We start from the raw sequence: 26,274 nt of genomic DNA on the forward strand, positions 1-26,274 counted from the left end.
TTCTAGTGTTAGTCTCTTTTCGAGACCAACATTCCATACCGCGCCGAAAGCGTCGGTTTGCTGCTAGGAAGGAAATTCTGAGATGACCAAACTCCTCGTCACCGGCGCCGCTGGAAAGCTTGGCCGCGCAGTCCTCCATCACCTTATGGAGACCAGCGGGATCGCGCCGGGCGATATCGTCGCGGCAAGCCGAGATACAAAAAAGCTCGCCGATGTGGCGTCCAAAGGCATCGAGACACGCATCGCCGATTTCGACGACGAAGCAGGTCTCGTCAAGGCATTCACCGATGTCGATCGCGTGCTGATCATCTCGACCGATGAACTCGCGACACCCGGCAAGCGTATCGCCCAGCACAAAGCTGCCGTCTCCGCCGCAGTAAAGGCCGGCGTCAGGCATATCGTCTACACGTCGATGCCGAACCCGGACAAGTCGCTCGTCAGCTTCGCGCCCGACCATCTCGGCACAGAAGAGGCAATCAAGGCAAGCGGCATTCCCTACACGATCCTGCGCAATTCCTGGTATGCCGACAATTATCTGATGGGCATGCCGCACAACCTGCAGGCCGGCACGTGGTACACCGCCATGGGCGCCGGCAAGGTTTCCAACATCACGCGCGACGACTGCGCCCGCGCCGCCGCTGCGGTGCTCGCCAATCCGCCGGCCGAAAACAGGATTTTTACCCTGACCGGCCCGGAATCGCTGACCGCCGAGGAAATCGCCGTACGCGTCGCCAATGCGGCGGGGAAACCGCTCGAAGTCGCGAATGTCGCCGACGAGCAGCTCACCCATGGCCTGACAGGTGCAGGTCTGCCGGGTTTCGTCGTTCAAATGCTCGCCTCGGCCGACGCCAATATCCGCGCAGGGAATTTCGACCTGGTGACGGACGATTTTGAAAAACTCACGGGTCGCAAGCCACAGAACCTTACCGCCTATCTCGAAACGCAAAAGGCGGCGCTGACCGGCTGAGGCAATCGTCAGCTTGGATTGCAAATCTAAATTATCCGATGTAATTAGATGATCAATCTAATTTCTTCTTACTTTGGAGAAAATAATGCGGAGAATCGGCTTTATCGGTGGGATGAGTTTCGAAAGCACGGCCGTCTATTACCGGCTGATCAACGAAATGGTGCGCGACCGCCTCGGCGGCCTCGCATCCGCCGATCTTCTTCTCCATTCGGTCAATTTCGCCGACGTGGTCGAGATGCAGAAAGCCGGCCGCTGGGACCTGGCAGCCAGGCATCTCGCCAGAAGTGCCGCAAGCCTCGAAGCCGCCGGCGCCGAATGCGTGCTGATCTGCACCAACACCATGCATCTCGTCGCCTCCGAAGTCCAAGCCTCGGTCGATATTCCGCTTATCCATATCATCGATGAAACCGCCAAAGCGCTGAAATCGAATGGTCTCAAGCGCCCTCTCCTGCTTGCCACCCGTTACACGATGGAGCATGGCTTTTATACCGATCGTATGGCGGCACTCGGGGTCGATGTCCTGGTGCCGGATGCGGAAGATCGCACTGCTATCCATAGCATCATCTTCAACGAACTTTGCGCCGGAACCGTATTCGACGCATCCCGCGATTGCGCGATTGCGATGATTGAAAAGGCCAAGGCGACCGGCGCCGACAGCATTATCCTCGGCTGTACCGAAATCTGCCTTCTCCTCGATCCGAAAAACCTGCCACTTCCCTGCGCCGATTCCACCGCAATCCATGCCCAGGCGGCGGTCGATTTCGCGTTGGGCAAAGGCGAGGCCAATCAGGTCGCTGCCTGATTTGCTTGACTTAGTCAAATAAATATTGGACAGAGTCTCCAAAAGGAGATTCTGCCCATGATCGCGTCCGAAACCATCGAGACCATCCGCGCTTTCAACCGTTTCTACACGAACAAGATCGGTGTCCTCGCAAAGGATTATCTGGCAACGCCCTATACCCTCGTCGAGGGACGTATTCTCTATGAAATGGGCGCACGGGAACGTGTCTCGGCCACTGAGCTCAATCGCGATCTCGGTCTCGACCCCGCCTATCTCAGCCGCATCCTCAAGAAGTTCCGCGAAGCGGGTTTCATCGACAGCGAACCTGATCCGGCCGACAAACGCAGCCAGATCCTCAATATCACCGACAAGGGACGGGAAATCTACGAAACGCTCGGGAAGCGTTCCCGCCGCCAGATCGCCGATGACCTTCAGAACGTGGACGAAGCGAGCCAGGCAAGGCTGGTCGGCTCGATGCAGACAATCCGGGCGATCCTCGATCCCTCCTCGGCAACTCCGTCTCAAGCAGTCATCATGCGCCCCCATCGCATCGGCGACATGGGCTGGCTGATTGAGGCCCAGGCAACTGCCTATGCCCGAGAATACGGCCTGAACGAAAAGTTCGAAGCGCTGATTGCCGAAATCGCGGGCAAATTCGTTGCCAACTTCAATCCGGAACGGGAGCGCTGCTGGATCGCCGAGCGCGACGGCCGACGGGTCGGCTCGGTCATGGTGGCGGATGGCGGCGGCGATACGGCGAAGCTCCGCCTCCTCTACCTGGATCCGGCAGCCCGGGGTCTTGGCCTCGGCAGGACATTGGTCGAGCAATGTATCAAATTCTCGACCTTAGCCGGCTATAAGAAACTGTCGCTATGGACCAATGACATTCTGACGGCGGCGATCCATATCTACAAGACCGCCGGCTTCAGGCTTGTCTCCGAGGAGAGACATGCGATGTTCGGCCCGGAATACGTGGGCCAGACCTGGGAATTGGATCTCAGAGAGGCGAAGCTTTCAGTGGCCTAGCGCAATTCCAGGGACGTGCGCTGCCGCTTTCCGCCGGGAATTGCGTAGGGAAAACCGGTCAAACCGGCTGGCCGCAGGCGCGGCGGAAGCGGTGCACGGTTTCCGCCATGCCGTATTCCAGCGCATCCGCCGTCAGGCCGTGGCCGATCGAAACCTCGGCGAGTTTCGGGATGCGCTTGATGAGCGCCGGCAGGTTGGCGACGCTGAGATCGTGACCTGCATTGACGCCAAGCCCTTCCGCCAAAGCGGCATCCGCCGTCCGGCCGAGATCATCGAGAATCTTCGCGCCACGTTCAGGATCATCGAAGCAACCGCCATAAGGCCCGGTATAAAGCTCGATACGGTCCGCGCCGGTCGCCTTGGCAAGTTTGACCGCCTCGACGTCGCCGTCGCCATCGGCAAACAGGGATACCCTCATGCCCTTCTTCTTGAGCCGCGCCACGATCGGCTTCAGGAGTTCGCTGCTCGCCCGGAAATCGAAGCCGTGGTCGGAGGTCGCCTGGCTTGGATCGTCCGGCACCAGCGTCACCTGCTCCGGCTCCGTCTTTTCGCAAAGCGCCAGAAAATCCTCACTGGGATAGCCTTCGATATTGAACTCGGCTTCGGGGAATTCGTCGTCGATCAGCGCGCGGATCACCGGCAGGTCGGAGAAGCGAATATGACGCTGATCGGGACGCGGATGCACGGTCAGCCCCGCCGCTCCCGCCTGAAGCGCAATGCGCCCAAGACCCTCGACGCTCGGCCAGGGCAGGTCGCGGCGGTTGCGCAGCATGGCGATGGCATTGAGGTTCACGGAAAGCTTGGTCGGCATGGCAAAATCCATTCTGCGAAAACTTCCCCGCTTTTAGGACATGCCCTGCCGAAAGACCACGGGCTTCGATAAATTGCTCGGTGTCGTGCCGAATTGATCAGCGCACGATCGTCAGCGTTTCGGCTGCGCGGGTAATCGCAGTATAAAGCCAGCGCTCGCGGGTATCGCGAAAAGCAAAGCTCTCGTCGAACAGCACGACATTGTTCCACTGCGAACCTTGAGCCTTGTGCACGGTCAGCGCATAGCCGTAATCGAACTCGTCATACCGCTTGCGGGTCGACCAGGGAATTTCCCCTTCGCCATCCTCGAAAGCGGCCTTCAGGAGCTTGATCTTGGCAGCCCCCCGGTCCATGTCATCGTCTTCCGGCCGGATCATCAGGTTGATGCCGGGCTTCACCGTCTCGCGCGAAGAACTCATCACCTGCCAGAGCGAACCGTTGAGAAGTCCCTTCACCTGGTCGTTCCTGAGGCACACCAGCTTGTCGCCGGATTGCGGATATTCGGCCGTGAACCCCTTCAGCTCCCGGAGCCGCTGGTTGTAGCGCTTGCGGGTCCGGTTGGTGCCGACCAGCACCTGGTCCGCCTCAAGGACCAGCGGCTGGGTTACTTCGTTGCGGGAAATCACCTGCGCGGTGCCGTAGTCGCCATACATGATCTCCTTGCCCTCGCGCACGTCCATGGCGAGCTGGATGATCGGGTTGTCGCGGGCCTGGCGATGGATTTCCGTGAGAAGATAGTCCGGCTCCTGTTCGGTGAAGAAGCCGCCGCCCGTCACCGGCGGCAGTTGGCCGGGATCGCCGAGCACGAGAATGGGCGTGCCGAAACTCATCAGATCCTTGCCGAGCGCCTCGTCCACCATCGAACATTCGTCGATGATGATCAGCGCCGCCTTGGCAACCGGGCTCTGGCGGTTGATGGAAAACATCGGGGATATGGAAGTCTTCCCGGTTTCCTCGTCTTCGACCGCCTCTTCGCCCCGCGGGCGGTAGATCAATGAATGAATGGTTTTCGCGTTCCGCGCGCCGCGCGAGCGCAGCACCTGCGCAGCCTTTCCCGTGAAGGCCGCGAAAAGCACATCGCCGTCGACATGCTCGGCGAAATATTTGGCCAGCGTCGTCTTGCCCGTGCCCGCATAACCGAACAGCCGAAAGATCTGGCTGCGTCCCTCTTTCAGCCATTGTGAAACGGCCTTGAGGGCCTCGTCCTGTTGCGGTGCAAATTGCATGCCGGGGACTTGGCAGGATTCGACGAAAAATCGCAACTAAAAAAGAACGAAAGAGGAATCAGAGGCACGGAATGACCTTGTTTTCCTCTATCTTTCGCGGACGGTCGCACGGAGGTTCACTGCGGCCGTTCAACGAGCTTCGCAAGTTGTTCGATGACGGTGCCCCAGCCATCGAAGAACCCCATCTCGTCATGCATCTTCCGGTCTTCAGGGCTCTTGTGCATCACATGCGCGAAGTATTCCGTACCGTCCGGATGATCCTTGAAGGTGATGATCGCCGTCATGAAGGGCTGTTCGGCCGGCCGCCAGCCGCCGGTCAGCGCATTGGTGAAGACGATCCGCCCCTGCTCTTCGACCGCCAGGAAACAGGCGTTCAAGTGCGGGCCGAAATCCCCGCCGTTCTCGCTCATCTCCGTCTCGAAAGCGCCGCCCGGCCGGATATCCATGGCGACCACCCGGCAGAGCGCGGGTGCCGGAATCCACCACTGCTCGAAAGTGGCCTTGTCGGTCCAGGCATTCCAGACGGAAGCGCGCGGCGCCCTGATGATCCGCGAGATGGTGAGGTCGAGATCCGGATCGAAATTCTGCGTCATCTGCCCTTCTCCCTTTCTTTGGCCCGCAGGAATTCCTCCCTCGCCAGAACAAGCTGCTCCAGCCGGTCGGTGCGGGCTTCCCAGATCGCGCGCTGCTCGGAGAGCCAGTCCTCCAGCATCGAGAACTTTGCCCTTTCCAGCGCACAGGTGCGCACCCGGCCTTTCTTATGCGTGCGGATGAGGCCGCTCTCCTCTAGGAAACGGATGTGTTTCATGAAGGAGGGCAGCGCCATGTCGAAAGGCGCCGCAAGATCGCTGATGCTTGCCGGCCCTTGGCCGAGCCGTCCGAGCACGGCCCTTCTGGTCGGATCCGCGAGCGCCTGGAAGACACTGTCCAACTGGCTTGAATGGTTTTCCATAAGGATAAGTATCATTTCAGAACACTTAGCTCAAGAGATAAGTAATGATTTTTTCGAGAATCTTTACGGCCGACGGAATAAATCCGCTTCCTTCGGTGTCTTGGCATCGGTGGCCGATGGAAGCCGCCGTTCAACCAGGGAGACACCCATGAAGACCTTCATCCTTGTGCCTTTCGCATTGGCAGCGCTGACCACTGCCGCATTCGCTGCCGGCCCGTTCAAGACCGTCAAGACCGCCAAAGGCGACGTGCTTGCCGGCGACAACGGCATGACGCTCTACACCTTTAAAAACGACAAGCCCGGCACGTCCAACTGCTATGACAAATGCGCCCAGAACTGGCCGCCGGCCATGGCTGCTTCCGATGCGAAGGCAGATGGTGCATATTCGCTCGTCACCCGCAAGGACGGGTCAAGGCAATGGGCCAGGGAAGGCATGCCGCTTTATTACTGGGTCAAGGACACCAAGGAAGGCGACACGACCGGCGATGGCGTGAACGGCGTTTGGGATGTCGCAAAACCCTGATCAATCCGGTTCCTCCTCGGCGGCGGCGCGCGAGGCACAGGCTCCTGCGCCGCTCTCGTTCGAGGCACAGATCCTCGCTCTCCTGCCACAGCTCCGGCGCTATTCACGCAGCCTGACGCGGTCGGATGCGGAGAGCGAGGATCTGCTGCAGGATTGCGTCGAAAAAGCGCTTATCAACCGGGCGCAATGGCGCGGCTCGAATTTCAAATCCTGGGCCTACAGGATCATGACCCATCTTCATCTGAACGCGCGCCGCTCGACCGCGCGGCGGCCCGTAGTCGGCATCGAAGAGGCGGAGACCGTCGCGGCAAGTTCAGGCTCAGATGATCCACTGGAGAGGAACCGCCTCATCCAGGCGCTTGAAACGCTGCCGAAGGAGGCGCGCACCGTCCTGATGCTGGTGGTCGTGGAGGGGTATGCCTACCAGGAAGTCGCCGACATGCTGGAGATACCGATCGGCACGGTCATGTCGCGCCTGTCGCGGGCCCGCCAGAACCTGCGTGAGAAAATACGGGAGGAAAACGTCATCCAATTGCGGAGACCGAAATGACCGAGGCCCGATCCGTATCCGAAGCGGACCTGCACGCCTATGCCGACGGCTTCCTCGATGAGGCCGGCCGCGCCCGCGTGGAGCGTTTTCTGGCTGAGAACCCGGAGGCGGCGGAAATGGTCGCCGACTGGCAGACACAGAACGAGGAACTGCGCTCCGCTTTCGCGCCTCACGAAAAATCGAAGCCCACGGATATCCGGCTTCTGTCGATGGGGTTTGCCCGCCCGCCGGCGCAACCCCGGCGTCGATTTGCCTTGGCCGCCGCCGCGGTGGTCATTTTCGCCCTCGGCGCCGCTGGCGGCTACATCGGTCCCCGCCTGTTCGGCCACCCCGAAATCCGGCTTGCCTATACGGAAATCCTGCCGCGCGAGGCCCGCAACGCCTTCCTCGTCTATGCGAGCGAGGTGCGCCATCCCGTCGAGGTCTTTGCGGACGAGGAGGCGCATCTCGCCACCTGGCTCGGCAATCGGCTCTCGATCGCCAACCTCAAGGTCCCGAACCTGCAATCCCTGGGCTTCAAGCTGGTCGGCGGCAGGCTTCTGCCGGTCGGCGGCAAGCCGGGCGCCCTGTTCATGTACGAAGACAACACCGGCCAGCGCGTGACGGTTCTGGTCGGCCGCAACAGGGAAAACCGGACGACGAGCTTCCGTTTTGCCTCCGCCAGCGATGTCGAGACCTTCTACTGGATCGACGGTGAACTCGGTTACGCGGTCACCGGCGAGATTTCCCGCGACCTGCTCCAGAAGATCGCCGAAGAATGTTACAGGCAGTTTCCGTCATGAGAGGAAGAACCTTACCGCAGCGGATCATTCTCCAGGACGATCCGCTTGCCATGCGGCGTTGCCTCCGCCGCCCTCTGCCAGCTTTGCTGCAATGCGAGGATCGTATCGGCGTCCGCGACGCCCTTCGCAACCAGCAGGCCCGAAAGCGCCGCCACCCAGCAGTCGAAATAATCGCTGCCGTCCTCGGCGCGACCTGGCTTGTGCACTTCGACGGAAAGCGCCTTAGCCCATTCGTTCCAGGTAAAGACACCTTTCTCGTGCAGATGCACGGTCAAGGCGAACGCCTCTGCCGCCCAGGGCTCCGGAAACACCGGATCACCTTCCGGTGACTTCGGAAGACCAGGGGACCGCGCGAGCGCGGACGGAACCTCACACGCGCTCAAGATAGCTCTCCCATGCGTCGATTGAGACGGTTAGCGTCGGATCGGCACCCTCGCCCCAGATCTCGCCGCCGTCGAAGACGACCGTATAGACCCATTGCGGGTTTTCGCCCCTTCCATGCGCGTTGTCGTCGGGAAAGACGTAGGAGCCCTGCACGGCCTCCACGACACCGGTCTTGGAACGGGCATAGCGCGGCAGCCGCGTATGGGTGGTGGGGTTGAAATTCTTTGTCCGCACTCTGTCGCCCGGCTGGAAAAGCGGCTCCGTATCCACCGGCCGGTCGCAGGGACCGCCCCGCGCGAGCACGCCCGGAACCATATCCGCGGTCAGGATACGCTTCGGTGTGGCCGGCACCGTCTGCTTGTGACCGGAATCGATCTCGGCTCTTGTTGCAAATCCATGCCGTTCCAGCAGCACTTCCAGCGCCCGGGTCCAGATTTCGTAGTAGCTGGCGGTCAGATAGTCCGCCGGCGGAATGTTTTCGCGCGCATGCCGGCTTTCATCGATAGACCAGGCGCCGAAGGCTCCGCAGGACAGCGTGATGCCGAGAGCCCGCTTCTCCCACTCCGCGTGGAAATAGGGCTCGTCCTTTTCCGGCGCGACCGGCCCGAACCCCATCTGTCCGCCGAGATCATGAGGCCCGTTCATGGCTGCGTTCCCGCAATCGCAGTACCGATCATCGCGTCGCGGCTGACGAGTTTGGCAAGCGCCTCCTCGCTCATGCCGTCGGTACCTTCCGGCCGCTCGGGAATGACGAGATAGCGCAGCTCCGCGGTCGAATCCCATACCCGGATTTTCCTGGTCTCAGGCAATGTCAGGCCGAACTCCGCAAGCACGCCGCGCGGATCGATGACGGCGCGGGAGCGGTAGGCCGGCGCCTTGTACCAGACCGGCGGCAAACCGAGCACCGACCATGGATAGCAGGAGCAGAGCGTGCAGACGACGAGATTATGGGTGTCCGGCGTGTTGAAGACGGCACGCATGTGCTCACCCTGCCGGCCGGCATATCCCAGGCTTGCGATCGCCGCCGTCGCATCCCGCTTGAGCCACTCCGCAAATTCCGGATCACTCCAGGCCTTGGCCACCACGTGGGCGCCGTTGCGCGGCCCGATCTTCGTCTCGTAGGTCTCAACGATCGCATCGATCGCGCCTGGATCGATCAGTCCCTTTTCCGTCAGCACCGTTTCAAGCGCCCTCACCCGCGCCTGCATGTCGCTGTAGCGGTTGTCATGGTGATGCTGGTGATCGTGGTGATGATCTTCCGACATGTCACTCTCCTTTACTTCAGCATCGGCCAGAGGCTCATGACAAGCAGGACGGCCATGGTGATGTTGAACCATTTGAGCCGGGCGGGCACGGACAGCCATTCACGGAGTGCCGAACCAAAGCCGGCCCAGGTGGAAACGCTCGGTACGTTGACCGCCGCAAAAGCCAGGCCGACAAGCAGCACGGTCGGCAGGTAGTAGTCGGGATTGGTGTAGGTCGCCATGGCCGTCACCGCCATGACCCACGCCTTCGGATTGACCCATTGGAACATCGCCGCCCCGAAAAAGGTCATCGGCTGTGCGCCGGTCTTGCCGTCGGAAAGGCTGCGGGACGTACCGATCTTCCAGGCGATCCAGACAAGATAGGCGCCGCCGGCAAATTTCAGGATCGTATAGACCACCGGAACCGTTTGCAGCAGCGCACCGAGCCCGAGGCCGATCGCGAGCAGCAGCGAGAAGAAGCCGGCGCCGATACCAAGCATATGCGGGATGGTACGGGTAAAACCGAAATTCACGCCCGATGCGAAGAGCATCATATTGTTCGGTCCCGGCGTGATCGAGGTCGTGAAGGCAAACAGGACGAGAGCCAGAAATGTTTCCAGCGGCATGTGATCTCCCAAGATGCCAAATGGCCCCGTTACATTAGCCGCCTCGTGTCGCGGGAGGCTTGTCCTCTGGTGATAGGATCGTTGTGGACGATCTTCAAGCAGAACTTGGAACCTTCGACAAAAGCCATATGTCTAAATCGCACCCTTCCCAATGCGACGATCGAGGTCAAACATGCCCGATATCCCGACAGCTACCTTGCCCTCGGGCACTTCCGTGCCGGCGCTCGGCCTCGGCACCTGGAACATGGGCGAGGACAGCCGCAAGGCGAACATTGAGATCGACAGCCTGAAGCGCGGTCTCGATCTTGGCATGACCTTGATCGACACTGCGGAAATGTATGCCGAGGGCGGCGCTGAAAGAATCGTCGCCGAAGCTATCATCGGCCGCCGCGACGAGACCTTCCTGGTCAGCAAGGTCTATCCCTGGAATGCCAGCCGCAAGGGCGTGATTGATGCCTGCGAAAGAAGCTTGGCTCGGCTGGGGACCGATCGGCTAGACCTCTATCTCCTGCATTGGCGCGGCGAACATCCGCTTGCCGAAACCGTCGCCGGTTTCGAGGAATTGCGTCGGGCCGGCAAGATTGCAGCCTGGGGCGTATCCAATTTCGACCTCTCCGACATGGAGGAACTGATGGCAGTGCCGGAAGGAAGAAATTGCGCCGCCAACCAGGTGCTCTACAATCTTTCCCGCCGCGGCATCGAATATGACCTCCTGCCCTGGTGCCAGGAGCGCGGCATCCCGGTCATGGCCTATTCGCCGATCGAACAGGGCCGGCTTGCCCGCAGCGTTGAACTTATCCATATCGCCAAAGCCTATCAGGCGACGCCGGCGCAGGTAGCACTTGCTTTTCTATTGGAGCGGGATGGCGTCATCGCCATTCCGAAATCCGCCAATCCGGAACGCGTCGCGCAAAACGCCGAGGCAGCGGAACTGGAAATCAGCGAAGAGGATTGGGCCGCACTCGACGCCGCCTTCCCGCCACCGGAACGCAAACGCCCGCTTGAGATGATCTAGTCGATTTCGAGTTTTCTACGCTCGGCAACGAGCGTCTCGATCGCACCGAAGACATCGATTTCCTGCCAGGTGACCGTGTCGCGATAGGAAGGATAGAGGCTGAATGTCGCCGCCACGAGGTGATCGACGCCCGGCCGCGCCAGCCTTCTATGCAAAGCCTCGCTCGACCTCTCGCCCAGCCGGTCCTCGGTCAGTCCCCAGCCCGAATAGAAAGGTGCTCCATAACAACGCACGGGGATGCCGCGCAGCATTGCATCGAGACCGAATTGGCTCGACACTGTCCAGATCTCGTCGACGACGTCCAAAATCGAGGCGACGGAAACCGCATCATCCATCAGGATGACACCGGGTGTCCGTGCCGCCTTTTCGGTGAGGTAACCTTTGCGGAAACCGGCCATCACATCCGGATGTGTGCGCACCACGCATTGCGCACCGCTTGCGACAGCATCCCCGAGCATGCGCGCGAAACTTTCAGGCGAGCCACCCGACATTGGTACGGAAACATCACCCAGCACCTGGTCGACAAGAAGAATCCGCCGCCGTGTTGTGCGGTCGAGCTTCGGTTCGCGATGCGGCAGGTTGTTGTATTTCGAGAGTTTTTCACGGACGAGCATCTCTCGGATATTCGCCCCAAGCCCTGCGATGTCCCCATCCACGGAACTCGCGATCAGTCTCTCCAGCCTGGAAGCCTTCGAAGCGTCGACCGGCATGCCGAGATCATCGACGATGACGGAAATCGGCAGGGTGTTCTCCTTGCCGAGACCGACCGAACGTAGGTAACCGTCCTCAAGATACCAATAAGGCAGCCGGCGAAACCATGCGATCCTGCGGGCTAGCCTGGCGGTAGAACGCCCGCCCCAGAAAACGATCCCCTTAACCCCCGGCGCGAATGCCGACTCCAGTTCGCGAATCCCGAAATAGTGCTTCAACCAGGGTGCCGATCGCGTCACGTAGTGGGTGGCGCCAAGGCGCATGCCGGCGGGTGGATACCAATCCTTCGTCAACCTTGTCCTCACCTCACCAACCGATGCGCCGTTCCCCGCGTGCCCTCACATTCCCTGCGGGCCGCGGTTCATGGCTGCAATCCCCGTGCGGCAGACCTCCATCAGCCCGAGCGGTTTCATGATCGCCACGAACTGGTCGATCTTGGAGGACTTTCCCGTGATTTCGAAAATGAAATGTTCGACCGTCGCATCGACCACCTTGGCCTGGAAGGCTTCCGCAAGCCGCAGCGTCTCGGCGCGGCGCTCCCCGTGGCCGACCACTTTCACCAGCGCCACTTCGCGCTCGATCGGGCGCTCCTGACCGAGTTCGCGCGCCCGCACCGTAAGATCCAGGACCCGGTGGACCGGCACGATGCGCTCAAGCTGCGCCTTGATCTGCTCGAGCACGCTCGGCGTCCCATTGGTGACAATGGTGATGCGTGAAAGATGTGCCTCGTGCTCTGTCTCCGAAACCGTGAGACTTTCGATATTGTAGCCCCGGCCCGAAAAAAGGCCGATCACGCGGGCGAGCACCCCCGGTTCGTTGCTGACGAGAACCGAGAGCGTATGACTTTCGGCTTTCGCCGTCTCCGGTGCGATGAAGTAGGCTGAGCCGGTCGGTTGCTGATGCGCATTCATGGTCTTGGGTCCGTTTCCTCAGAATTCTGTTGAAGCATACCAACTCGTTTATACGAGCTGGCGCCCCTTGGCGTCGATCGCATTGGCGACCGCTTCGTCGGTCGCCTCGTCGGGCAGCAGCATTTCGTTATGCGCCTTGCCTGACGGGATCATCGGGAAGCAGTTGGCGAGATTGGCGACGCGGCAATCGAAGATCACCGGCTTCTTGACGGCAATCATCTCCTCGATCTTCTGGTCGAGCTCCTTCGGATCGTCGCAATACATGCCGACGGCCCCATAGGCTTCCGCGAGTTTGACAAAGTCCGGCATCGCTTCCGTATAGGAGTTGGACAGGCGGTTGCCGTGCAGGAGCTGCTGCCACTGACGAACCATGCCCATGTACTGGTTGTTCAGGATGAATATCTTGACCGGCAGATTGTACTGGATTGCCGTCGACATTTCCTGGATGCACATCTGGATCGAGGCATCACCGGCAACATCAATGACGAGCGCGCCTGGATGCGCGACCTGAACGCCGATCGCCGCCGGAAAGCCGTAACCCATCGTACCGAGACCACCAGACGTCATCCAGCGGTTCGGCTCTTCGAACTCGATGAACTGCGCCGCCCACATCTGGTGCTGGCCGACTTCCGTGGTGATGTAGGTGTCACGGCCCTTGGTCAGCTCATAGAGGCGTTGCAACGCATATTGCGGCATGATGACGTCGCTGGAATGCTTGTAGGAAAAGCTCTTGCGGGCACGCCAGCGGTTTATCTGCGCCCACCAGTCTTCCGTCTGCCCCTTGGCCGGCTTGTGCGGCAGCGCCCGCCACAGGCGGACCATGTCTTCCAGAACGCTCCCGACGTCGCCGAGGATCGGCACATCGACATGGACGTTCTTGTTGATCGACGAGGGATCGATATCGATATGGATTTTTCGCGAGTTCGGCGAGAACGCGTTGATACGACCGGTGATGCGGTCGTCGAAACGCGCGCCGATGCAGACCATCACGTCGCAGTCATGCATGGCCATGTTGGATTCATAGGAACCGTGCATGCCCAGCATGCCGAGCCAGTTCTTGCCCGAGGCGGGATAGGCCCCCAGCCCCATCAGCGTCGAGGTGATCGGGAAACCGGTGAGCTGAACCAGTTCGCGCAACAGCCGCGAAGCTTCCGGACCGGAATTGACGACGCCGCCGCCGGTATAGAAGATCGGCCGGCGGGCAGACGCCATCAATTCGACGGCAGCCTGAATGGCCTTGAGATCCCCTTCCTTCTTCGGCTGGTAGCTGATATTCGCCGCAATCTCTGGCTTCGGCGTATAGGTGCCGGTGGCGAACTGGACGTCCTTCGGAATATCGACGACGACAGGACCTGGGCGACCGGTCTGGGCGATGCGGAAGGCTTCATGGATGACGCCGGCGAGTTCGTTGACATCCTTCACCAGCCAGTTGTGCTTGGTGCAAGGCCGGGTAATCCCCACGGTATCGCATTCCTGGAAGGCGTCGGAGCCGATCAGCGTCGTCGGAACCTGGCCGGAAAGGCAAACCAGCGGAATGCTGTCCATCAGCGCGTCCTGCAACGGGGTGACCGCATTCGTCGCGCCGGGACCGGATGTGACCAGCATGACGCCGACTTTGCCGGTGGAGCGGGCATAGCCTTCAGCCGCATGGCCGGCACCCTGCTCGTGGCGGACGAGAATATGCTGGATCTCGTCCTGCTGGAAAATCTCGTCATAGATCGGCAGGACGGCGCCGCCCGGATATCCGAAGATATGTTCGACGCCATTGTCCTTCAGCGCTCTCAGAACAATCTCCGCGCCAGTCATCTGGTTATCTGGCATCTGGTTATTGCTATCCGTCATTGTCTTCTTCCATTTCGCTGCTGGATTTTTACCGCCGGCTCCTCCGAGCCGGATTGAAGGCATAAAAAAAGGCCCCTTTTTAGGAGCCTGTCTTCCGCGCATGGGTGGCTGTCGCCGGATGGTTACACCATCCTGCCCATGCGCGTTCCCACCACAATAAGAGCGATCGAGATTTTCATGGCGCGAAGTGTTAGCCAGATAAATGCTATTCGTCAACGCCACCTTGCACCAAAAAAAGCCATTTGGCTGATTTTGCTGCGCCGTTTTCGTCTCCTCACTAAGGACACACCTACACGAGTTGTTAAGTCGCGGGGCTTATGCTCCGGTGTTTGAAGGACAGCGCCCCGACGGATGAGCCTATGACCCGATCCGCCACCCCAATGACAGGGGGTCGATTTTGCTGAACAACGATCTCCACCGTTCCGCATCAGCGGGAGAGCAGGATCGCCGCGATCTCCAGAAACCCGGCAACCGTATGCTGGGCCGTGTCGTGGCCTGCAACGGTTCCAATGCAACCATTTCCGCTGTCGCCCAAAACGGTGAGACCGACCTCACGGAACTCTGGTCCGTCGGCCGGCTGATCTCGATCAGCGTCGGCGAAAACCGCGTCGTGGCGCTCGCCTATGCGATGGGGACCAGCGATGAAAGCTGGCGCGACGGCGAGGACACCGGTTTTCATATCGAGGTCGAGCTGCTCGGCGAAGTCCGCAAAGGGGGAGATGGCCGCGAGGAGTTTTCCCGTGGCATCTCTCGCTATCCTTATCTCGGCGCCGTAGCGCATCGCATCCGCGCCGCCGATCTCCTGCGCATCTATGATACGGGCAAGAGCGACACCTGCGTCATCGGCAAACTGACGCAGGATGAGAGCATCGATGCGACGATCCATATTCCCTCGATGCTCTCGAAGCATTTCGCGGTCGTCGGCTCAACGGGGGTCGGCAAATCCACCGCGGTGTCTTTGCTCCTCAACAAGGCGATCGAGGCCGATCCGAAGCTGCGCGTGCTGATTCTCGATCCGCACAACGAGTTCGCAGCCGCTTTTCCGGAACGCGCGGTCGTCATCGATACCGACACGCTCGACCTGCCCTTCTGGCTGATGCGGCTGGAAGAATTTGCCGAAGTGGTTTTCCGGGGCAGGCCCGGGGTGCCGGAGGAGCTCGATATCCTGCGCGACCTGATACCGGAGGCGAAGCGCGCCTTCCGCGGCAGCGATTCCCCGCTCATGCGCCGCACGACCGAAAAGAGCTCGATCACGGCCGACACTCCCGTGCCCTACCGTATGGCGGACCTTCTCGCGCTGATCGATGAACGTATCGGTCGTCTGGAAGGGCGCGGTGAAAAACCCTTCCTGCGGTCATTGAAGATGCGCATCATGTCGGCGATCAACGACCCGCGCTATCATTTCATGTTCTCCAACAACACGATCAACGACACGATCATGGAGACGATCGCACATATTTTCCGCATTCCGGGCGGAGACAGGCCGATCTCCACCTTCCAGCTCGCCGGCATCCCCTCGGAAGTCGTCAACTCGGTCGCCTCGATCCTCTGCCGCATGGCATTTGAACTGGCGCTCTGGAGCAATGGGGCGATCCATATGCTTGTCGTCTGCGAAGAGGCGCATCGCTACGTGCCGGCTGACCGCGATCTTGGTTTTTTCCCGACTCGCCAGGCGATCTCGCGCATTGCCAAGGAAGGTCGCAAGTATGGTGTTTCGCTCGGCGTCATCACCCAGCGGCCAGGCGAACTTGATCAGACGATCCTGTCGCAATGCTCGACCCTGTTCGCTATGCGGCTTTCCAACGACCGCGACCAGGAGATCATCAAGTCGGCCATCCCGAACTCCTCGATCTCGACGACCAGCTTCCTCTCCTCGATCGGCAATGGCGAGGCGATCGCCTTTGGTGAAGCGATTACGGTGCCTATGCGCATGAAATTCGCCAGGGTTGAGGAAAAATACCTGCCAAAGGCCAATGGCATCGCCGACAAGGGGTCGGAAAACACGCCGGACACGATCGATCTGCGCACGGTCGTGGCGCGCATGCGGGCCGCCAGCGGGCCGGATATTTCCGCCTTCCAGCAGAGTTATGCCGCTGCCAATCTCGCTTTTGCGGACGACATACCTGCCGACAACGCAGACGTGGATGACGAATTCCCGCCGGCAAGTGACGCAGAACTCGAACGATGGAACCAGGAAATCCGTGCCAATGGACACGTGGTGATCAATCGTCCGCCCGCGATCGGCGATCCGCAGCCTGAACCTTACCATCCGGATATGCTGCCCCGTCCGCCGGTTTCCGAGCCTCCCGCACCCCTTCGACCGGACCGCTTCGCGGACCTGCGCCGAGAACGCTCGACCGACGGTTCACAGCCGGTTTTTCAGCGCCCTCCTGCACAACAGGAAGGTGCCCCGCGCCCCAATCCGCTGCTCCGCCGCGAAGGCTCGCTGCGCGAAAGCCTGCTGAAAAAGCCGCTCAGCAGCCTCTACGACAAGGATTGATCAGCCGATCCGCTCCCAGCTTTCGTCCATCTGGTTGCGGAACCAGGTCATCTGCCGCTTGGCATATTGCCGCGTCAGCGCCGAGGCGCGCTCGACCACCTCCTCGCGGCTCATGCGTCCTTCCAGCATCCCGGCAATCTCCCGAACGCCGATCGCCTTCATGATCGGCAGATCGGGCGCCGGATGGAGCGCCAAAAGCGCCCTCACCTCGTCCACCGCTCCGCCCTCCAGCATTTTTTCGAAACGCCGATTGATGCGCTCATGAAGAATTTTCCGGTCGGGCAGCACGACAAGCTTTTTCGCGCGGGCGGGATCGATCACCATCGCCCCCTGCCGACCCTGGAAGTCGGCGATAGAGCGGCCGGTTTCCTCCAGCACTTCGAGCGCCCGGACGATCCGCTGCCCGTCCTTCGGCTCTAGGCTTTCGGCAACCACTGCATCTCGCCTTGAAAGCTCCGCATGCAGCGCTTCCGGCCCTTCCTCCTTCAGCCGCAGTCTCACCCTGCAGCGGATGTCCTGAGAAATCTCGGGCATGTCGGACAAGCCACCCGTCAATGCCTTGAAATAGAGTCCCGTTCCTCCGACGAAGACCGGCAACCGCCCTTCCGCGCGAAGCTTCGGCAAGAAGTCCTGGACGTCGCGCAGCCATTCGCCGGTCGAATAGGCGCACTTCGCCGGCACATGCCCGTAGAGGAGATGCTGCACGCCTTCCATTTCCGCTTCGGAAGGCCGCGCCGTCAGAACCCTGAGCGTGTCGTAGACCTGCATGCTGTCTGCATTGATGACCACACCGCCTGCCTCCCGTGCCAGATGCAGTGCAAGAGCCGACTTGCCGCTCGCCGTCGGTCCGGTTATCAGGATCGCGTCCATTTCATCATCAAGGTCGGTCGTCATATGGCTTTCGTTGCCACGCTCATTGCCCATCCGTCAAATCCTGTTCTCAATGCAAGGGTCGGAGAACAGGCGGCCGACGCCGTGAAGGCCTCCGGCCTCTATTGGCTGGCGGACGGCATCGCCTGCGATATCGTGCTTCGCGACGATACGGACACTCAGGCGGCCGAGGCCAATCTCCGCGCCGTCGTCGCGGCTGCGCCGATCGACGTTGTCGTGCAGAATGCTGAAACCCGGCGGAAGAAATTCCTGATCGCCGATATGGATTCCACCATGATCGGCCAGGAATGCATCGACGAGCTCGCCGATGTCGTGGGGCTGAAGGACAAGGTGGCGGCGATCACGGCGCGGGCGATGAACGGCGAGATCGCCTTCGAGCCGGCCCTCAGAGAGCGCGTGGCACTCCTGAAAGGCTTGCCGATTACGGTCGTCGACGACGTGATCGCCAAGCGCATCACGCTAACCTCCGGCGGACCGGCACTGATCGCCACCATGAAGGCGAGAGGTTTTTATGCCGCCCTTGTCTCCGGCGGCTTTACGGTCTTCACGAACCGGATCGCCAAGACGCTCGGTTTCGACGAAAACCAGGCGAACATCCTGATCGAAAAGGACGGCATCCTCACCGGCGAAGTGGTCGAACCCATTCTCGGCAAACAGGCCAAGGTGGATGCGCTTCTGTCCATTACCGAAAAGCTCGGCATCTCCCCCGAGGATGCAATCGCTGTCGGCGACGGCGCCAATGATCTCGGCATGCTCGGCATAGCCGGCTCGGGCGTTGCACTGCATGCCAAGCCGACCGTCGCCGCCCAGGCAAAGATGCGTATTGACTATGGTGACCTCACTGCCCTTCTCTATGTTCAAGGCTATCGCAAGGCGGATTTCGTGACCCCGTGAAAGAACCAAAGATCATTCTCGAAACCGAACGCCTGCGGCTCCGCAGCTGGCTTGACAGTGACCGCGACCTGTTTCGTGAGATCAATGCCGATCCGAAGGTGATGGAATTCTTCCCGTTCCAGCGCTCCCATGAGGAAGCAGATGCTTTCCTGACGCGGCTCAACGACACGATCACCGAGACCGGGCTCGGCTTCTACGCCTTGGAACTCAAGGAAACGCGGGAGCCCATGGGCTTCTGCGGCCTCTCGCTTGCCAACATGCCGGAAATCTTCCCGGCCGAAACGGTGGAGATCGGCTGGCGGCTTGCCACCCGTTTCTGGGGCCATGGCTACGTCACGGAGGCCGCCCGCGCCCTCCTCGATTTCGCTTTCGACAAGAAGCACCTCGACGCCATCGTCTCTTTCGCCGTGACGGACAATCATCGTTCGACGGCCGTCATGAAACGGCTCGGGCTTCACCGGGTTGCGAGCCTCGATTTCGACCACCCGCGCGTACCCGATACGCATCCGCATCTGAAGCCTCACGTCGTCTATGCCGTGACGCGGGACGAATGGCTGCTCCAGAGGCAGAAAGCCGGCCAACCCCGCTAGTCTTACTCCAGCGGCAGCGCCACGAAGCGAAGGTTGCCGGCGGGATCCGAAATCATCACATGCGCGTTGCGGCGGCCTTCTGCCTTCAGCATCTTGATCCGCGTGGCCACATCATCCGGGCTTTCGACGAAATCCTGCGCCACTTCGACGACCACCTCACCGGCCTTCAAACCCTTCTGGGCGGCAGGCGAATTCGGTTCGACGGCCGTGATCACCACGCCCTCGACGCTCTCGGCGATGCTGAAGCTCTTGCGGCGCTCTTCATCGAGCACGGCGAGCGTCATGCCGAAGGTCACGGCAGGCCCCTGGTCCGCCTCACCTTTCTGGTCGTCCGGCGCCCCGTTGTCCGGCGACATGTCTTGGCCCTGGCCTTCCGGCGGAGATGGCTGTTCAGTGTCGTCCTCCGCCTCGGCGCTGTCTTCGAGCCGGCCGAGCGGCACCTTCACTGTCTGCTCCTTGCCATCACGCAGGATCACGACATCGACATCCTTGCCGACCGGGCTTTCCGCCACGATGCGCGGCAGGTCGCGCATCTCGTTGACCGGCTGACCGTCGAAGGTCAGGATCACATCGCCGGCCTTGATTTCGCCGTTCTTGATCGGACCATCGCTGACGACGCCGGAAACCAGCGCACCGCGCGCACGATCGAGGCCGAGGCTTGATGCCACGTCATCGGTTACCGGCTGGATGCGAACACCGAGCCATCCCCGACGCGTCTCGCCGAATTCGATGAGCTGATGCACAATGTTTTCGGCAAGTTCCGTCGGTACCGCAAACCCGATGCCGATCGAGCCGCCGGAGGGCGAGATGATCGCCGTGTTGATGCCGATGACCTCGCCGCGCATGTTGAACAGGGGGCCACCGGAATTGCCCTTGTTGATCGCTGCGTCCGTCTGGATGAAGTTGTCATAGGGACCGGCATTGATATTGCGGCCTCGCGCCGAGATGATGCCGAGCGTCACCGACCCGCCAAGGCCGAACGGGTTGCCGATCGCCATCACCCAGTCACCGATGCGCATCCTTCGGGAATCGCCGAAACGGACGGCTTTCAACGGCGTCTTCGGCTCAACCTTGAGCACCGAAAGGTCGGTCTTCGTATCGGTGCCGACCAACCTGGCCTTGAGCTTGGAGCCGTTCGGAAAAATCACTTCGATGTCGTCGGCGCCTTCGATCACGTGGTTGTTGGTCACCACGAAGCCGGCCGGATCGATCACAAAGCCGGAACCAAGCGAAGAGACCTTCTGATTGCCGTTCTGATTGTCGGGGCTGTCGAAAAAATCCTCGAAGAATTCCTGGAAGGGTGATCCTTCCTGGATCTGCGGTTGTGGGCCGGCACCTCCATCCTTGACGCTCTGGGAGGTGGAAATGTTCACCACCGCATCAAGCAGGCCTTCGGCGAGATCGGCGATCGAGGCCGGGCCTGCGGCAGCCGGACCGGGCGGCGGCGGAGGATTGATGGTCGGAGATGGTGTCGGCGGCGCCGGCAACATGGACCCCGGCGGATTGCCATTCTGCCCGGGAGACGGGGGCGCCGGTGTCTGGGCGATCGCCTGCAAGGGTCCCGCCAATACGGCAAAAGCCGCCGTCAGCATGACGGTGTGCTTGAAGGACGATCGAACCGAATGGGCCATATGGCATCCTCGCTATTGGAATTTCCGCATCCCGAGAAGCGGCGCTCACCCGGGCGGGCCTATTGGAGCCTTTGAATCGGGCGGAGTTTCGGCAGAGCATAAGGCGGAATAAGCACGGGGGAAATTACCTTTTCGTGAGGATTGCGCTCCCTCCACGTTTCGGTCGCGAATGCTCTCGCAGACAAACGGGGCGGTCTCTCACCGCCCCGATGCAATCCGGTCAGTTGGCCGGCGCGGCCGGCGGCGCTGGCGGAATTGGAGCCTGCGGCACAGGCCCGTCGCCGTCGGAAGATTGGAAGAAGCGGAAGAATTCCGAATCCGGCGAGAGCACCATGGTCGTGCCCTTGTCGGCGAACGAAGCGACATAGGCTCGCATGGAGCGGTAGAACTCGAAGAAGCCCGGATCGCGCTGAAAGGCCTCCCCGAAGATCTTGTTGCGCTCGGCATCACCTTCGCCGCGCAGGATTTCCGAATCCCGCTGCGCTTCGGAAACAAGCTCGACCACCTGGCGGTCGGCGATGGCCCTCCGCCGCTGGCCCTGCTCGTTGCCGCGGGCGCGGATCAGTTCGGCCTCGGCGAGACGCTCTGCCCGCATGCGCTGGAAAGTCTGTGCCGAGACCTCCTGCGTCAAATCCGTGCGGCGGATGCGCACGTCGCGGATCGTAAGGCCAAGCGTTTCGGCAGCAGTGTTCAGATCGGCATGAACTTCCTGCATCATTGACGCACGTTCGTCGGAAAGCGCCGCATCGAAGTTGCGCAAACCGTAGACACGCCGAAGCGCCGCATCGAGACGCGTACGCAGGCGCGATTCGGCGGACACTCGATCGCCGGAAACAGTCTCACGGAAACGACGGGGATCGCTGATCGAATAGACCACGAACGCATCCACCTCGTAGAAGGCGCCGCCGCGGACCTGCACGCGGATATTGTCGAGATCGAAGCGCAGCGCCCGGTCTTCGACATATTGAACCCGATCGGCGTCCATGAAAGCGAAGGGCAATTTGAAATAGATGCCTGGGTCGCGCTTGACGTCCTGGATCTCACCGAAGCGGACGACGATCGCCTGCTCACGCTCGTTGACCACGAAGACAGAGGAATAGACAAGCAGCAGGACGACAGCGAGGCCGATGAGGACTGCGGGAAGTCGGTTGGAGTTCATCGGGCGGCTCCCTGCTGAGTCGGTTGCTGCTGCCGGTTGAGTTCGTTGAGCGGCAGATAGGGAACGACGCCCTGCTTGTCGTCCAGGATGATCGTGTTGGAATTCTTCAGCACGGCTTCCATGGTTTCGAGGAAGATGCGTCGGCGTGTGACTTCCGGCGCGTTGGCGTATTCCTGATAGATGGAGATGAAGCGCTGCGCCTCACCCTGAGCCTCATTGACGACCCGATCCTTGTAGGCGGATGCCTCTTCGCGGACCTGGGCGGCCTGGCCGCGCGCCTGACCGAGTTTCTGGTTGGCGTATTGGTTGGCCTCTTCAACGAAGCGATCCTCGTCCTGTTCGGCCCGCTGCACTTCTTCGAAGGCATCGGCCACTTCACGCGGCGGCGCGGCGTCCTCGATCGGCACGGCGTTGATGGCAATACCGGAACCGTAAGTGTCCATCGTGCCCTGGATGATACCGCGCACTTCGGTCGAGATATCTTCGCGATTGTCTCGGAAGACATCCTGGGCCGGGCGGCGGCCGACAACCTCGCGCATGGCGCTTTCCGCGACCTGCTGCAGCGTTGACGCCGGGTTTTCCAGATTGAACAGGTAGGCCTTCGGATCGGTGACGGTAAAGAGCACCGAGAACTGCACGTTGACGATGTTCTGGTCGCCGGTCAGCATCCAGCCCGCATTGGAGTTCGAACCGCGCGCCGCGCCGATATTCTGCTGCTGCTCGGTAACTTTGACGATCTCGACTGTTTCGAGGGGCCAGAAATGGAAATGCAGGCCCGGCATCGAGATCTCGTCCTTCGGGCGGCCGAAGCGCAATTCGACGCCGCGCTCGTCCGGCTGCACGGTATAGACGGACTGGAAAGCGAGGAAAGCCAGGATTACGATCACCACGATCGCAAGAGCCCCGCCGTTGAAGCCGCCGGGCATCACACCGCGCAACCGGTCCTGACTGCGCCGGATGATGTCTTCGAGATCAGGCGGGCCGCCGCTGCCGCCGCCGCGCGGGCGGTTCGGTCCCTGCCCCCAGGGGCCCTGATTGTTACCGCCGCCGCCGCCCCAAGGGCCGCCGCCGCCATTCTGATTGCTCCAGGGCATCAAAACCTCTTTGTCTGTGTCGCTCCCAGGCCGCGACCTTGCCGTGTGAAGGTCGTCCCGCCATTGCCCGTTATAGGTATGAGCCGGGTCGCTTTCAACGCGGACTCAATAACTTCCCGTTGTTTGGTAACGAAATGTTTCAGTTTGTCGCTAGGCAATGAATAACTAGCCGATAGTTTGAGCTACAAACGCTCGATAAAATCGAGTTGTTGCTTCTCAAGCTCCTGCTCAACTCGCGTCGGCATGCCTTCCGCAAATTCGTCCCATCTCATCTCGAAAAGAGGGTTACTCTCTTTAAATTCACTAATGAATCTCTGACGATGCTCACGCCTGCGTCGAACCAAATATGATATCCGAAATGAAAAATCATCGATCTCGGATTTAGGAAATTCACGCTCGAATTTAAAATACCACTCCTTTGGATCAAAATCGTAGTCGAATTTGGCATCGCCATTTATCGGACCCGTATTTACCTCCGTAAGGAATACGCTATTAATATATTTATTAAATACATCATAAATATTCTCTCCACCAATAATAAAGAACTGCGATTTCCCCATGGAAATAGAGTAGAAATCTGCCAAAAGCAGCGCAGTCTCGGGATCTTGTGCCCATTTTACATTTTCTTCGTCCTCAAGCCGTTCTCGGGACAAAACAATATTTACTCGCCTAGGAAGCGGTCGGCCAATCGACTCAAACGTCTTTCGTCCCATAATGATCGCATGATCTTGGGTGAGCGATTTAAAATTTTTTAAATCAGTTCCTAAATGCCAAGGCAGCTTATTTTCGATACCAATAATGCGGTCCGGGTAGCTCCTCGCCACAACCGTTACGGCTGATGGCATTTTGGCTCTCGGTTTTCTCGACACTGCAACTACCTTCGTACTGACTCCGCCATTAAATAGCGGGTACAGGTAATTTCATAGATATCTCCTCAAGACAACCGCATGACAAAAATGGCTTGTGCGAAATACACAGCCTGCACTTTTAAAGCTTAGTCTAAACCCAGCGCTCCGAAACCAGAACGTGTGGGCAATTTGTCTCATATGCAAAAGCTGCATTCCGCATATGGAGAGCACTCGAACAGTTCGTCAGAAACATGACCCCGCTTTCGTTCGATAGAGCCGGTCGCTCCGGCACAGGCAACAAACGAATCTAGCGGTATTGGAGACGGTTCGGTTATGCAACAGATTGTAGCGGATACGGCCTCCTTTCAGGCATCATCACGCCAGTTTCAGGCAGCGCATATCCTCGTCGTCGACGATGACGAAAGAGTGCGCCAGATGCTCACCCGCTATTTCGACGGCGAGGGCTATGTGGTCAGCGCAGCTGCCAACGGCGCCGAGATGCAGGCGCACCTGAAGCACGGGAACGTCGACATCGTTCTCCTCGATCTGTCACTGGGGGGCGGCGAGGACGGATTGGATCTTGCGCGCGAACTCCGGACATATTCGGATATTCCGATCATGATCGTCTCGGGGCGCGACGATGTAATCGACAGGATCATCGGTCTGGAGATCGGAGCGGACGACTATGTCGCCAAGCCCTTTCACCTGCGCGAGGTCCATGCCCGGTTAAGGTCCATCCTGCGGCGACGCCAGCCTGGGAACGCCCGGCAGAATGCCGGGGATGGCAGGATCGTCCGTTTCGAAAACTGGGCGCTGGACCTGGAAAGACGTGAGCTCTTCACCGCCGAAGGTACGAGCGTCGAGCTAACCACCGGCGAATTCGAAATGCTCGCGACATTCGTGCAGCATGCCGGACGGGTGCTTTCCCGCGAATTCCTGATGGACGCGACGCGTGGGCGCCAGCTTGGGGCATTCGACCGGACGGTCGATGCGCAGATCGTCAGGCTCCGTCGCAAGATCGAAGCCGACGCCGGACGACCTCAGTTCATCAAGGCCGTGCGCGGCGTCGGCTACGTCTTCACCGCCAAGATCGTCTGATCCGAATTTCGACGACGGCAAGATAGGTGATTTCGCCGTATTCTTGCAGGAACATCTGGGACCTGACTGCCCTTAGGGCCTGGCATCAATCCTCTCTGATTGCGCTGGATCAATGAAGCGGCGGTCCGGTTCGCGACAATCGGCGCCCATATTGCACCCTCACCTGAAGGAGACAAAGATGGCCAGAATGATGAAAGCTGCCGTGGTGCATCAATTCGGCAAACCTCTCGCGATCGAAAGCGTTCCCGTTCCAGTGCCCGGCCCGGGCGAAATCCTCGTGAAGGTGATGGCCTGCGGTGTCTGCCACACCGACCTTCATGCGGCGGACGGCGATTGGCCGGTCAAGCCGACGCCGCCCTTCATTCCCGGCCACGAGGTGGCCGGCGTGGTCGTCGAGCTCGGTCCGGGCGTTACGGATTTCAAGGAAGGCGATGCGGTTGGTGTCGCCTGGCTGCATGATGCCTGCCTGCGCTGCGAATATTGCGAGACGGGCTGGGAAACGCTCTGCGAACACCAGCACAATACCGGCTATAGCTGCGACGGCGGATTTGCCGAATATGTCGTCGCGTCGGCGGCCTTTGCGGCGCGTCTGCCGCAGAACGTCGATTTCGCCGCGATCTCGCCGATCCTCTGCGCCGGCGTCACCACCTACAAGGGGCTCAAGGAGACCGAAGCCCGACCCGGTGAATGGGTGGCGATCTCCGGCATCGGCGGCCTCGGCCATGTCGCCATCCAGTATGCTAAGGCGATGGGTCTGAAGGTTGCGGCCCTGGATGTCGCCGCCGACAAGCTCGAACTCGCCCGCAGCGTCGGGGCGGATCTCGCCGTCGATGCCCGCGCCCTGACGGCCGTCGAGGAGGTCCGGGATGCCACCGGCGGCGGAGCCCACGGCGTTCTCGTGACCGCCGTGTCGCCACCGGCCTTCTCCCAGGCGATCCGGATGGTGCGGCGCAGGGGCACGGTCAGCCTTGTCGGTCTGCCGCCGGGGGAATTCCCGACGCCCATCTTCGATGTCGTTCTGAAGCGCATCACCGTGCGCGGCTCGATCGTCGGGACGCGACGCGACCTTGACGAGGCGATCGCCTTCGCGACCGACGGCAAGGTCAGGACCGAAATCCACAAGGCGCCGCTCGAAGACATCAACGATATCTTCGCCCGCCTCAAGGACGGCAAGATCGAGGGGCGCATGGTGCTGGATTTCTCATCCGCCACCTGATTG

28 protein-coding genes are annotated in these 26,274 nt (G+C 60.4%); 12 read left to right on the forward strand and 16 right to left on the reverse strand.

Translation table 11 applies throughout. From position 1 onward, the window contains the following. Nucleotides 1-82: 82 nt before the first annotated feature. The 3 genes from ABK249_RS12865 to ABK249_RS12875 all read left to right on the forward strand — a co-directional run bounded on the left by ABK249_RS12865 (nt 83) and on the right by ABK249_RS12875 (nt 2,774). Nucleotides 83-967 (forward strand): SDR family oxidoreductase, encoded by an 885-nt coding sequence (locus ABK249_RS12865; RefSeq protein WP_348863106.1) that lies wholly within the window; start codon nt 83-85, stop codon nt 965-967. A gap of 85 nt (nt 968-1,052) precedes the next feature. Then, nucleotides 1,053-1,769: an aspartate/glutamate racemase family protein gene (locus ABK249_RS12870; protein ID WP_348863107.1), complete on the forward strand. Its 717-nt coding sequence runs from the start codon at nt 1,053-1,055 to the stop codon at nt 1,767-1,769. A gap of 57 nt (nt 1,770-1,826) precedes the next feature. Further along, nucleotides 1,827-2,774 (forward strand): bifunctional helix-turn-helix transcriptional regulator/GNAT family N-acetyltransferase, encoded by a 948-nt coding sequence (locus ABK249_RS12875; RefSeq protein WP_348863108.1) that lies wholly within the window; start codon nt 1,827-1,829, stop codon nt 2,772-2,774. Nucleotides 2,775-2,832: 58 nt separating this feature from the next. On the opposite strand, the gene ABK249_RS12880 is transcribed toward ABK249_RS12875, so the two are convergent. From ABK249_RS12880 to ABK249_RS12895, 4 genes are all read right to left on the reverse strand, one after another. After that, nucleotides 2,833-3,585 (reverse strand): pyridoxine 5'-phosphate synthase, encoded by a 753-nt coding sequence (locus ABK249_RS12880; RefSeq protein WP_348863109.1) that lies wholly within the window; start codon nt 3,583-3,585, stop codon nt 2,833-2,835. Between the two features lie 97 nt (nt 3,586-3,682). Beyond that, nucleotides 3,683-4,810: an ATP-dependent DNA helicase gene (locus ABK249_RS12885; protein ID WP_037147314.1), complete on the reverse strand. Its 1,128-nt coding sequence runs from the start codon at nt 4,808-4,810 to the stop codon at nt 3,683-3,685. Nucleotides 4,811-4,926: 116 nt separating this feature from the next. Then, nucleotides 4,927-5,403: an SRPBCC family protein gene (locus ABK249_RS12890; protein ID WP_348863110.1), complete on the reverse strand. Its 477-nt coding sequence runs from the start codon at nt 5,401-5,403 to the stop codon at nt 4,927-4,929. After that, nucleotides 5,400-5,762: an ArsR/SmtB family transcription factor gene (locus ABK249_RS12895; protein ID WP_037147320.1), complete on the reverse strand. Its 363-nt coding sequence runs from the start codon at nt 5,760-5,762 to the stop codon at nt 5,400-5,402. The genes ABK249_RS12890 and ABK249_RS12895 overlap by 4 nt, the downstream gene beginning before the upstream one ends. Nucleotides 5,763-5,910: 148 nt before the next feature. Here ABK249_RS12895 and ABK249_RS12900 point away from each other — a divergent pair, with 148 nt between their 5' ends. The 3 genes from ABK249_RS12900 to ABK249_RS12910 are packed head-to-tail and all read left to right on the forward strand — an operon-like array spanning nt 5,911 to nt 7,617. Further along, nucleotides 5,911-6,285 carry a COG4315 family predicted lipoprotein gene (locus tag ABK249_RS12900; protein WP_037147323.1) on the forward strand — a complete coding sequence of 125 codons (375 nt, stop codon included), beginning with the start codon at nt 5,911-5,913 and terminating at the stop codon, nt 6,283-6,285. Then, nucleotides 6,269-6,835 carry an RNA polymerase sigma factor gene (locus tag ABK249_RS12905; protein ID WP_348863111.1) on the forward strand — a complete coding sequence of 189 codons (567 nt, stop codon included), beginning with the start codon at nt 6,269-6,271 and terminating at the stop codon, nt 6,833-6,835. Before ABK249_RS12900 ends, ABK249_RS12905 begins: the two co-directional genes overlap by 17 nt. Beyond that, a complete protein-coding gene (locus ABK249_RS12910) occupies nt 6,832-7,617 on the forward strand; it encodes an anti-sigma factor family protein (RefSeq protein WP_348863112.1) in 786 nt (261 codons plus the stop codon). The genes ABK249_RS12905 and ABK249_RS12910 overlap by 4 nt, the downstream gene beginning before the upstream one ends. Before the next feature lie 11 nt (nt 7,618-7,628). On the opposite strand, the gene ABK249_RS12915 is transcribed toward ABK249_RS12910, so the two are convergent. Genes ABK249_RS12915 through ABK249_RS12930 form a run of 4 tightly spaced genes read right to left on the reverse strand, consistent with a single transcriptional unit; the run spans nt 7,629 to nt 9,871 of the window. Then, nucleotides 7,629-8,000 (reverse strand): nitrile hydratase accessory protein, encoded by a 372-nt coding sequence (locus tag ABK249_RS12915; RefSeq protein ID WP_037147331.1) that lies wholly within the window; start codon nt 7,998-8,000, stop codon nt 7,629-7,631. After that, the gene (gene nthB, locus ABK249_RS12920) at nt 7,987-8,646 is read right to left on the reverse strand and encodes a nitrile hydratase subunit beta (protein ID WP_348863113.1); all 660 of its coding nucleotides are present in this window, start codon (nt 8,644-8,646) and stop codon (nt 7,987-7,989) included. Before nthB ends, ABK249_RS12915 begins: the two co-directional genes overlap by 14 nt. Further along, complete coding sequence (gene nthA / locus ABK249_RS12925; protein WP_037147336.1) at nt 8,643-9,266, reverse strand: nitrile hydratase subunit alpha; 624 nt, start codon at nt 9,264-9,266, stop codon at nt 8,643-8,645. The genes nthB and nthA overlap by 4 nt, the downstream gene beginning before the upstream one ends. Nucleotides 9,267-9,277: 11 nt before the next feature. Continuing rightward, complete coding sequence (locus ABK249_RS12930) at nt 9,278-9,871, reverse strand: LysE family translocator (RefSeq protein WP_227702986.1); 594 nt, start codon at nt 9,869-9,871, stop codon at nt 9,278-9,280. A gap of 172 nt (nt 9,872-10,043) precedes the next feature. Between ABK249_RS12930 and ABK249_RS12935 the strand changes: the two genes are divergently transcribed. Next, complete coding sequence (locus ABK249_RS12935; RefSeq protein WP_348863114.1) at nt 10,044-10,886, forward strand: aldo/keto reductase; 843 nt, start codon at nt 10,044-10,046, stop codon at nt 10,884-10,886. Here the strand turns inward: ABK249_RS12935 and ABK249_RS12940 are convergent. The 3 genes from ABK249_RS12940 to ABK249_RS12950 are packed head-to-tail and all read right to left on the reverse strand — an operon-like array spanning nt 10,883 to nt 14,350. Beyond that, nucleotides 10,883-11,890: a capsular polysaccharide export protein, LipB/KpsS family gene (locus ABK249_RS12940; protein WP_348863115.1), complete on the reverse strand. Its 1,008-nt coding sequence runs from the start codon at nt 11,888-11,890 to the stop codon at nt 10,883-10,885. The genes ABK249_RS12935 and ABK249_RS12940 overlap by 4 nt on opposite strands. A 45-nt stretch (nt 11,891-11,935) precedes the next feature. Beyond that, a complete protein-coding gene (gene ilvN, locus ABK249_RS12945; RefSeq protein ID WP_037147347.1) occupies nt 11,936-12,508 on the reverse strand; it encodes an acetolactate synthase small subunit in 573 nt (190 codons plus the stop codon). A gap of 48 nt (nt 12,509-12,556) precedes the next feature. Next, the gene (locus tag ABK249_RS12950) at nt 12,557-14,350 is read right to left on the reverse strand and encodes an acetolactate synthase 3 large subunit (RefSeq protein WP_348863116.1); all 1,794 of its coding nucleotides are present in this window, start codon (nt 14,348-14,350) and stop codon (nt 12,557-12,559) included. A gap of 397 nt (nt 14,351-14,747) precedes the next feature. Between ABK249_RS12950 and ABK249_RS12955 the strand changes: the two genes are divergently transcribed. Next, a complete protein-coding gene (locus tag ABK249_RS12955; protein WP_348863117.1) occupies nt 14,748-16,850 on the forward strand; it encodes an ATP-binding protein in 2,103 nt (700 codons plus the stop codon). On the opposite strand, the gene miaA is transcribed toward ABK249_RS12955, so the two are convergent. Beyond that, nucleotides 16,851-17,744: a tRNA (adenosine(37)-N6)-dimethylallyltransferase MiaA gene (gene miaA / locus ABK249_RS12960; RefSeq protein ID WP_348863118.1), complete on the reverse strand. Its 894-nt coding sequence runs from the start codon at nt 17,742-17,744 to the stop codon at nt 16,851-16,853. It abuts the gene before it with no gap. On the opposite strand from miaA, the gene serB reads away from it, so the two are divergent. Further along, complete coding sequence (serB, locus tag ABK249_RS12965; RefSeq protein WP_348863119.1) at nt 17,745-18,635, forward strand: phosphoserine phosphatase SerB; 891 nt, start codon at nt 17,745-17,747, stop codon at nt 18,633-18,635. Beyond that, nucleotides 18,632-19,225: a GNAT family N-acetyltransferase gene (locus ABK249_RS12970; protein WP_348863120.1), complete on the forward strand. Its 594-nt coding sequence runs from the start codon at nt 18,632-18,634 to the stop codon at nt 19,223-19,225. Before serB ends, ABK249_RS12970 begins: the two co-directional genes overlap by 4 nt. A gap of 2 nt (nt 19,226-19,227) precedes the next feature. On the opposite strand, the gene ABK249_RS12975 is transcribed toward ABK249_RS12970, so the two are convergent. The 4 genes from ABK249_RS12975 to ABK249_RS12990 all read right to left on the reverse strand — a co-directional run bounded on the left by ABK249_RS12975 (nt 19,228) and on the right by ABK249_RS12990 (nt 23,954). Next, complete coding sequence (locus ABK249_RS12975) at nt 19,228-20,856, reverse strand: Do family serine endopeptidase (protein ID WP_227702993.1); 1,629 nt, start codon at nt 20,854-20,856, stop codon at nt 19,228-19,230. Between the two features lie 220 nt (nt 20,857-21,076). Then, entirely contained in the window at nt 21,077-22,015 is a 939-nt protein-coding gene (gene hflC, locus ABK249_RS12980) for a protease modulator HflC (protein WP_348863121.1), read from the reverse strand. After that, nucleotides 22,012-23,109 (reverse strand): FtsH protease activity modulator HflK, encoded by a 1,098-nt coding sequence (gene hflK, locus ABK249_RS12985; RefSeq protein WP_227702995.1) that lies wholly within the window; start codon nt 23,107-23,109, stop codon nt 22,012-22,014. Before hflK ends, hflC begins: the two co-directional genes overlap by 4 nt. Before the next feature lie 182 nt (nt 23,110-23,291). Continuing rightward, a complete protein-coding gene (locus tag ABK249_RS12990) occupies nt 23,292-23,954 on the reverse strand; it encodes a dihydrofolate reductase (RefSeq protein WP_348863122.1) in 663 nt (220 codons plus the stop codon). 336 nt (nt 23,955-24,290) lie between these two features. On the opposite strand from ABK249_RS12990, the gene ABK249_RS12995 reads away from it, so the two are divergent. Beyond that, on the forward strand, nt 24,291-25,055 hold the full coding sequence (locus tag ABK249_RS12995) for a response regulator (RefSeq protein WP_348863123.1): 765 nt from the start codon (nt 24,291-24,293) through the stop codon (nt 25,053-25,055). A 178-nt stretch (nt 25,056-25,233) separates the two neighbouring features. Further along, nucleotides 25,234-26,271: an alcohol dehydrogenase AdhP gene (adhP, locus tag ABK249_RS13000; protein WP_227702997.1), complete on the forward strand. Its 1,038-nt coding sequence runs from the start codon at nt 25,234-25,236 to the stop codon at nt 26,269-26,271. Nucleotides 26,272-26,274: the final 3 nt, after the last annotated feature.

Origin of the sequence: Neorhizobium phenanthreniclasticum, from assembly GCF_040066075.1 — a bacterium.
Classification (GTDB): Bacteria; Pseudomonadota; Alphaproteobacteria; order Rhizobiales; family Rhizobiaceae; genus Neorhizobium; species Neorhizobium petrolearium.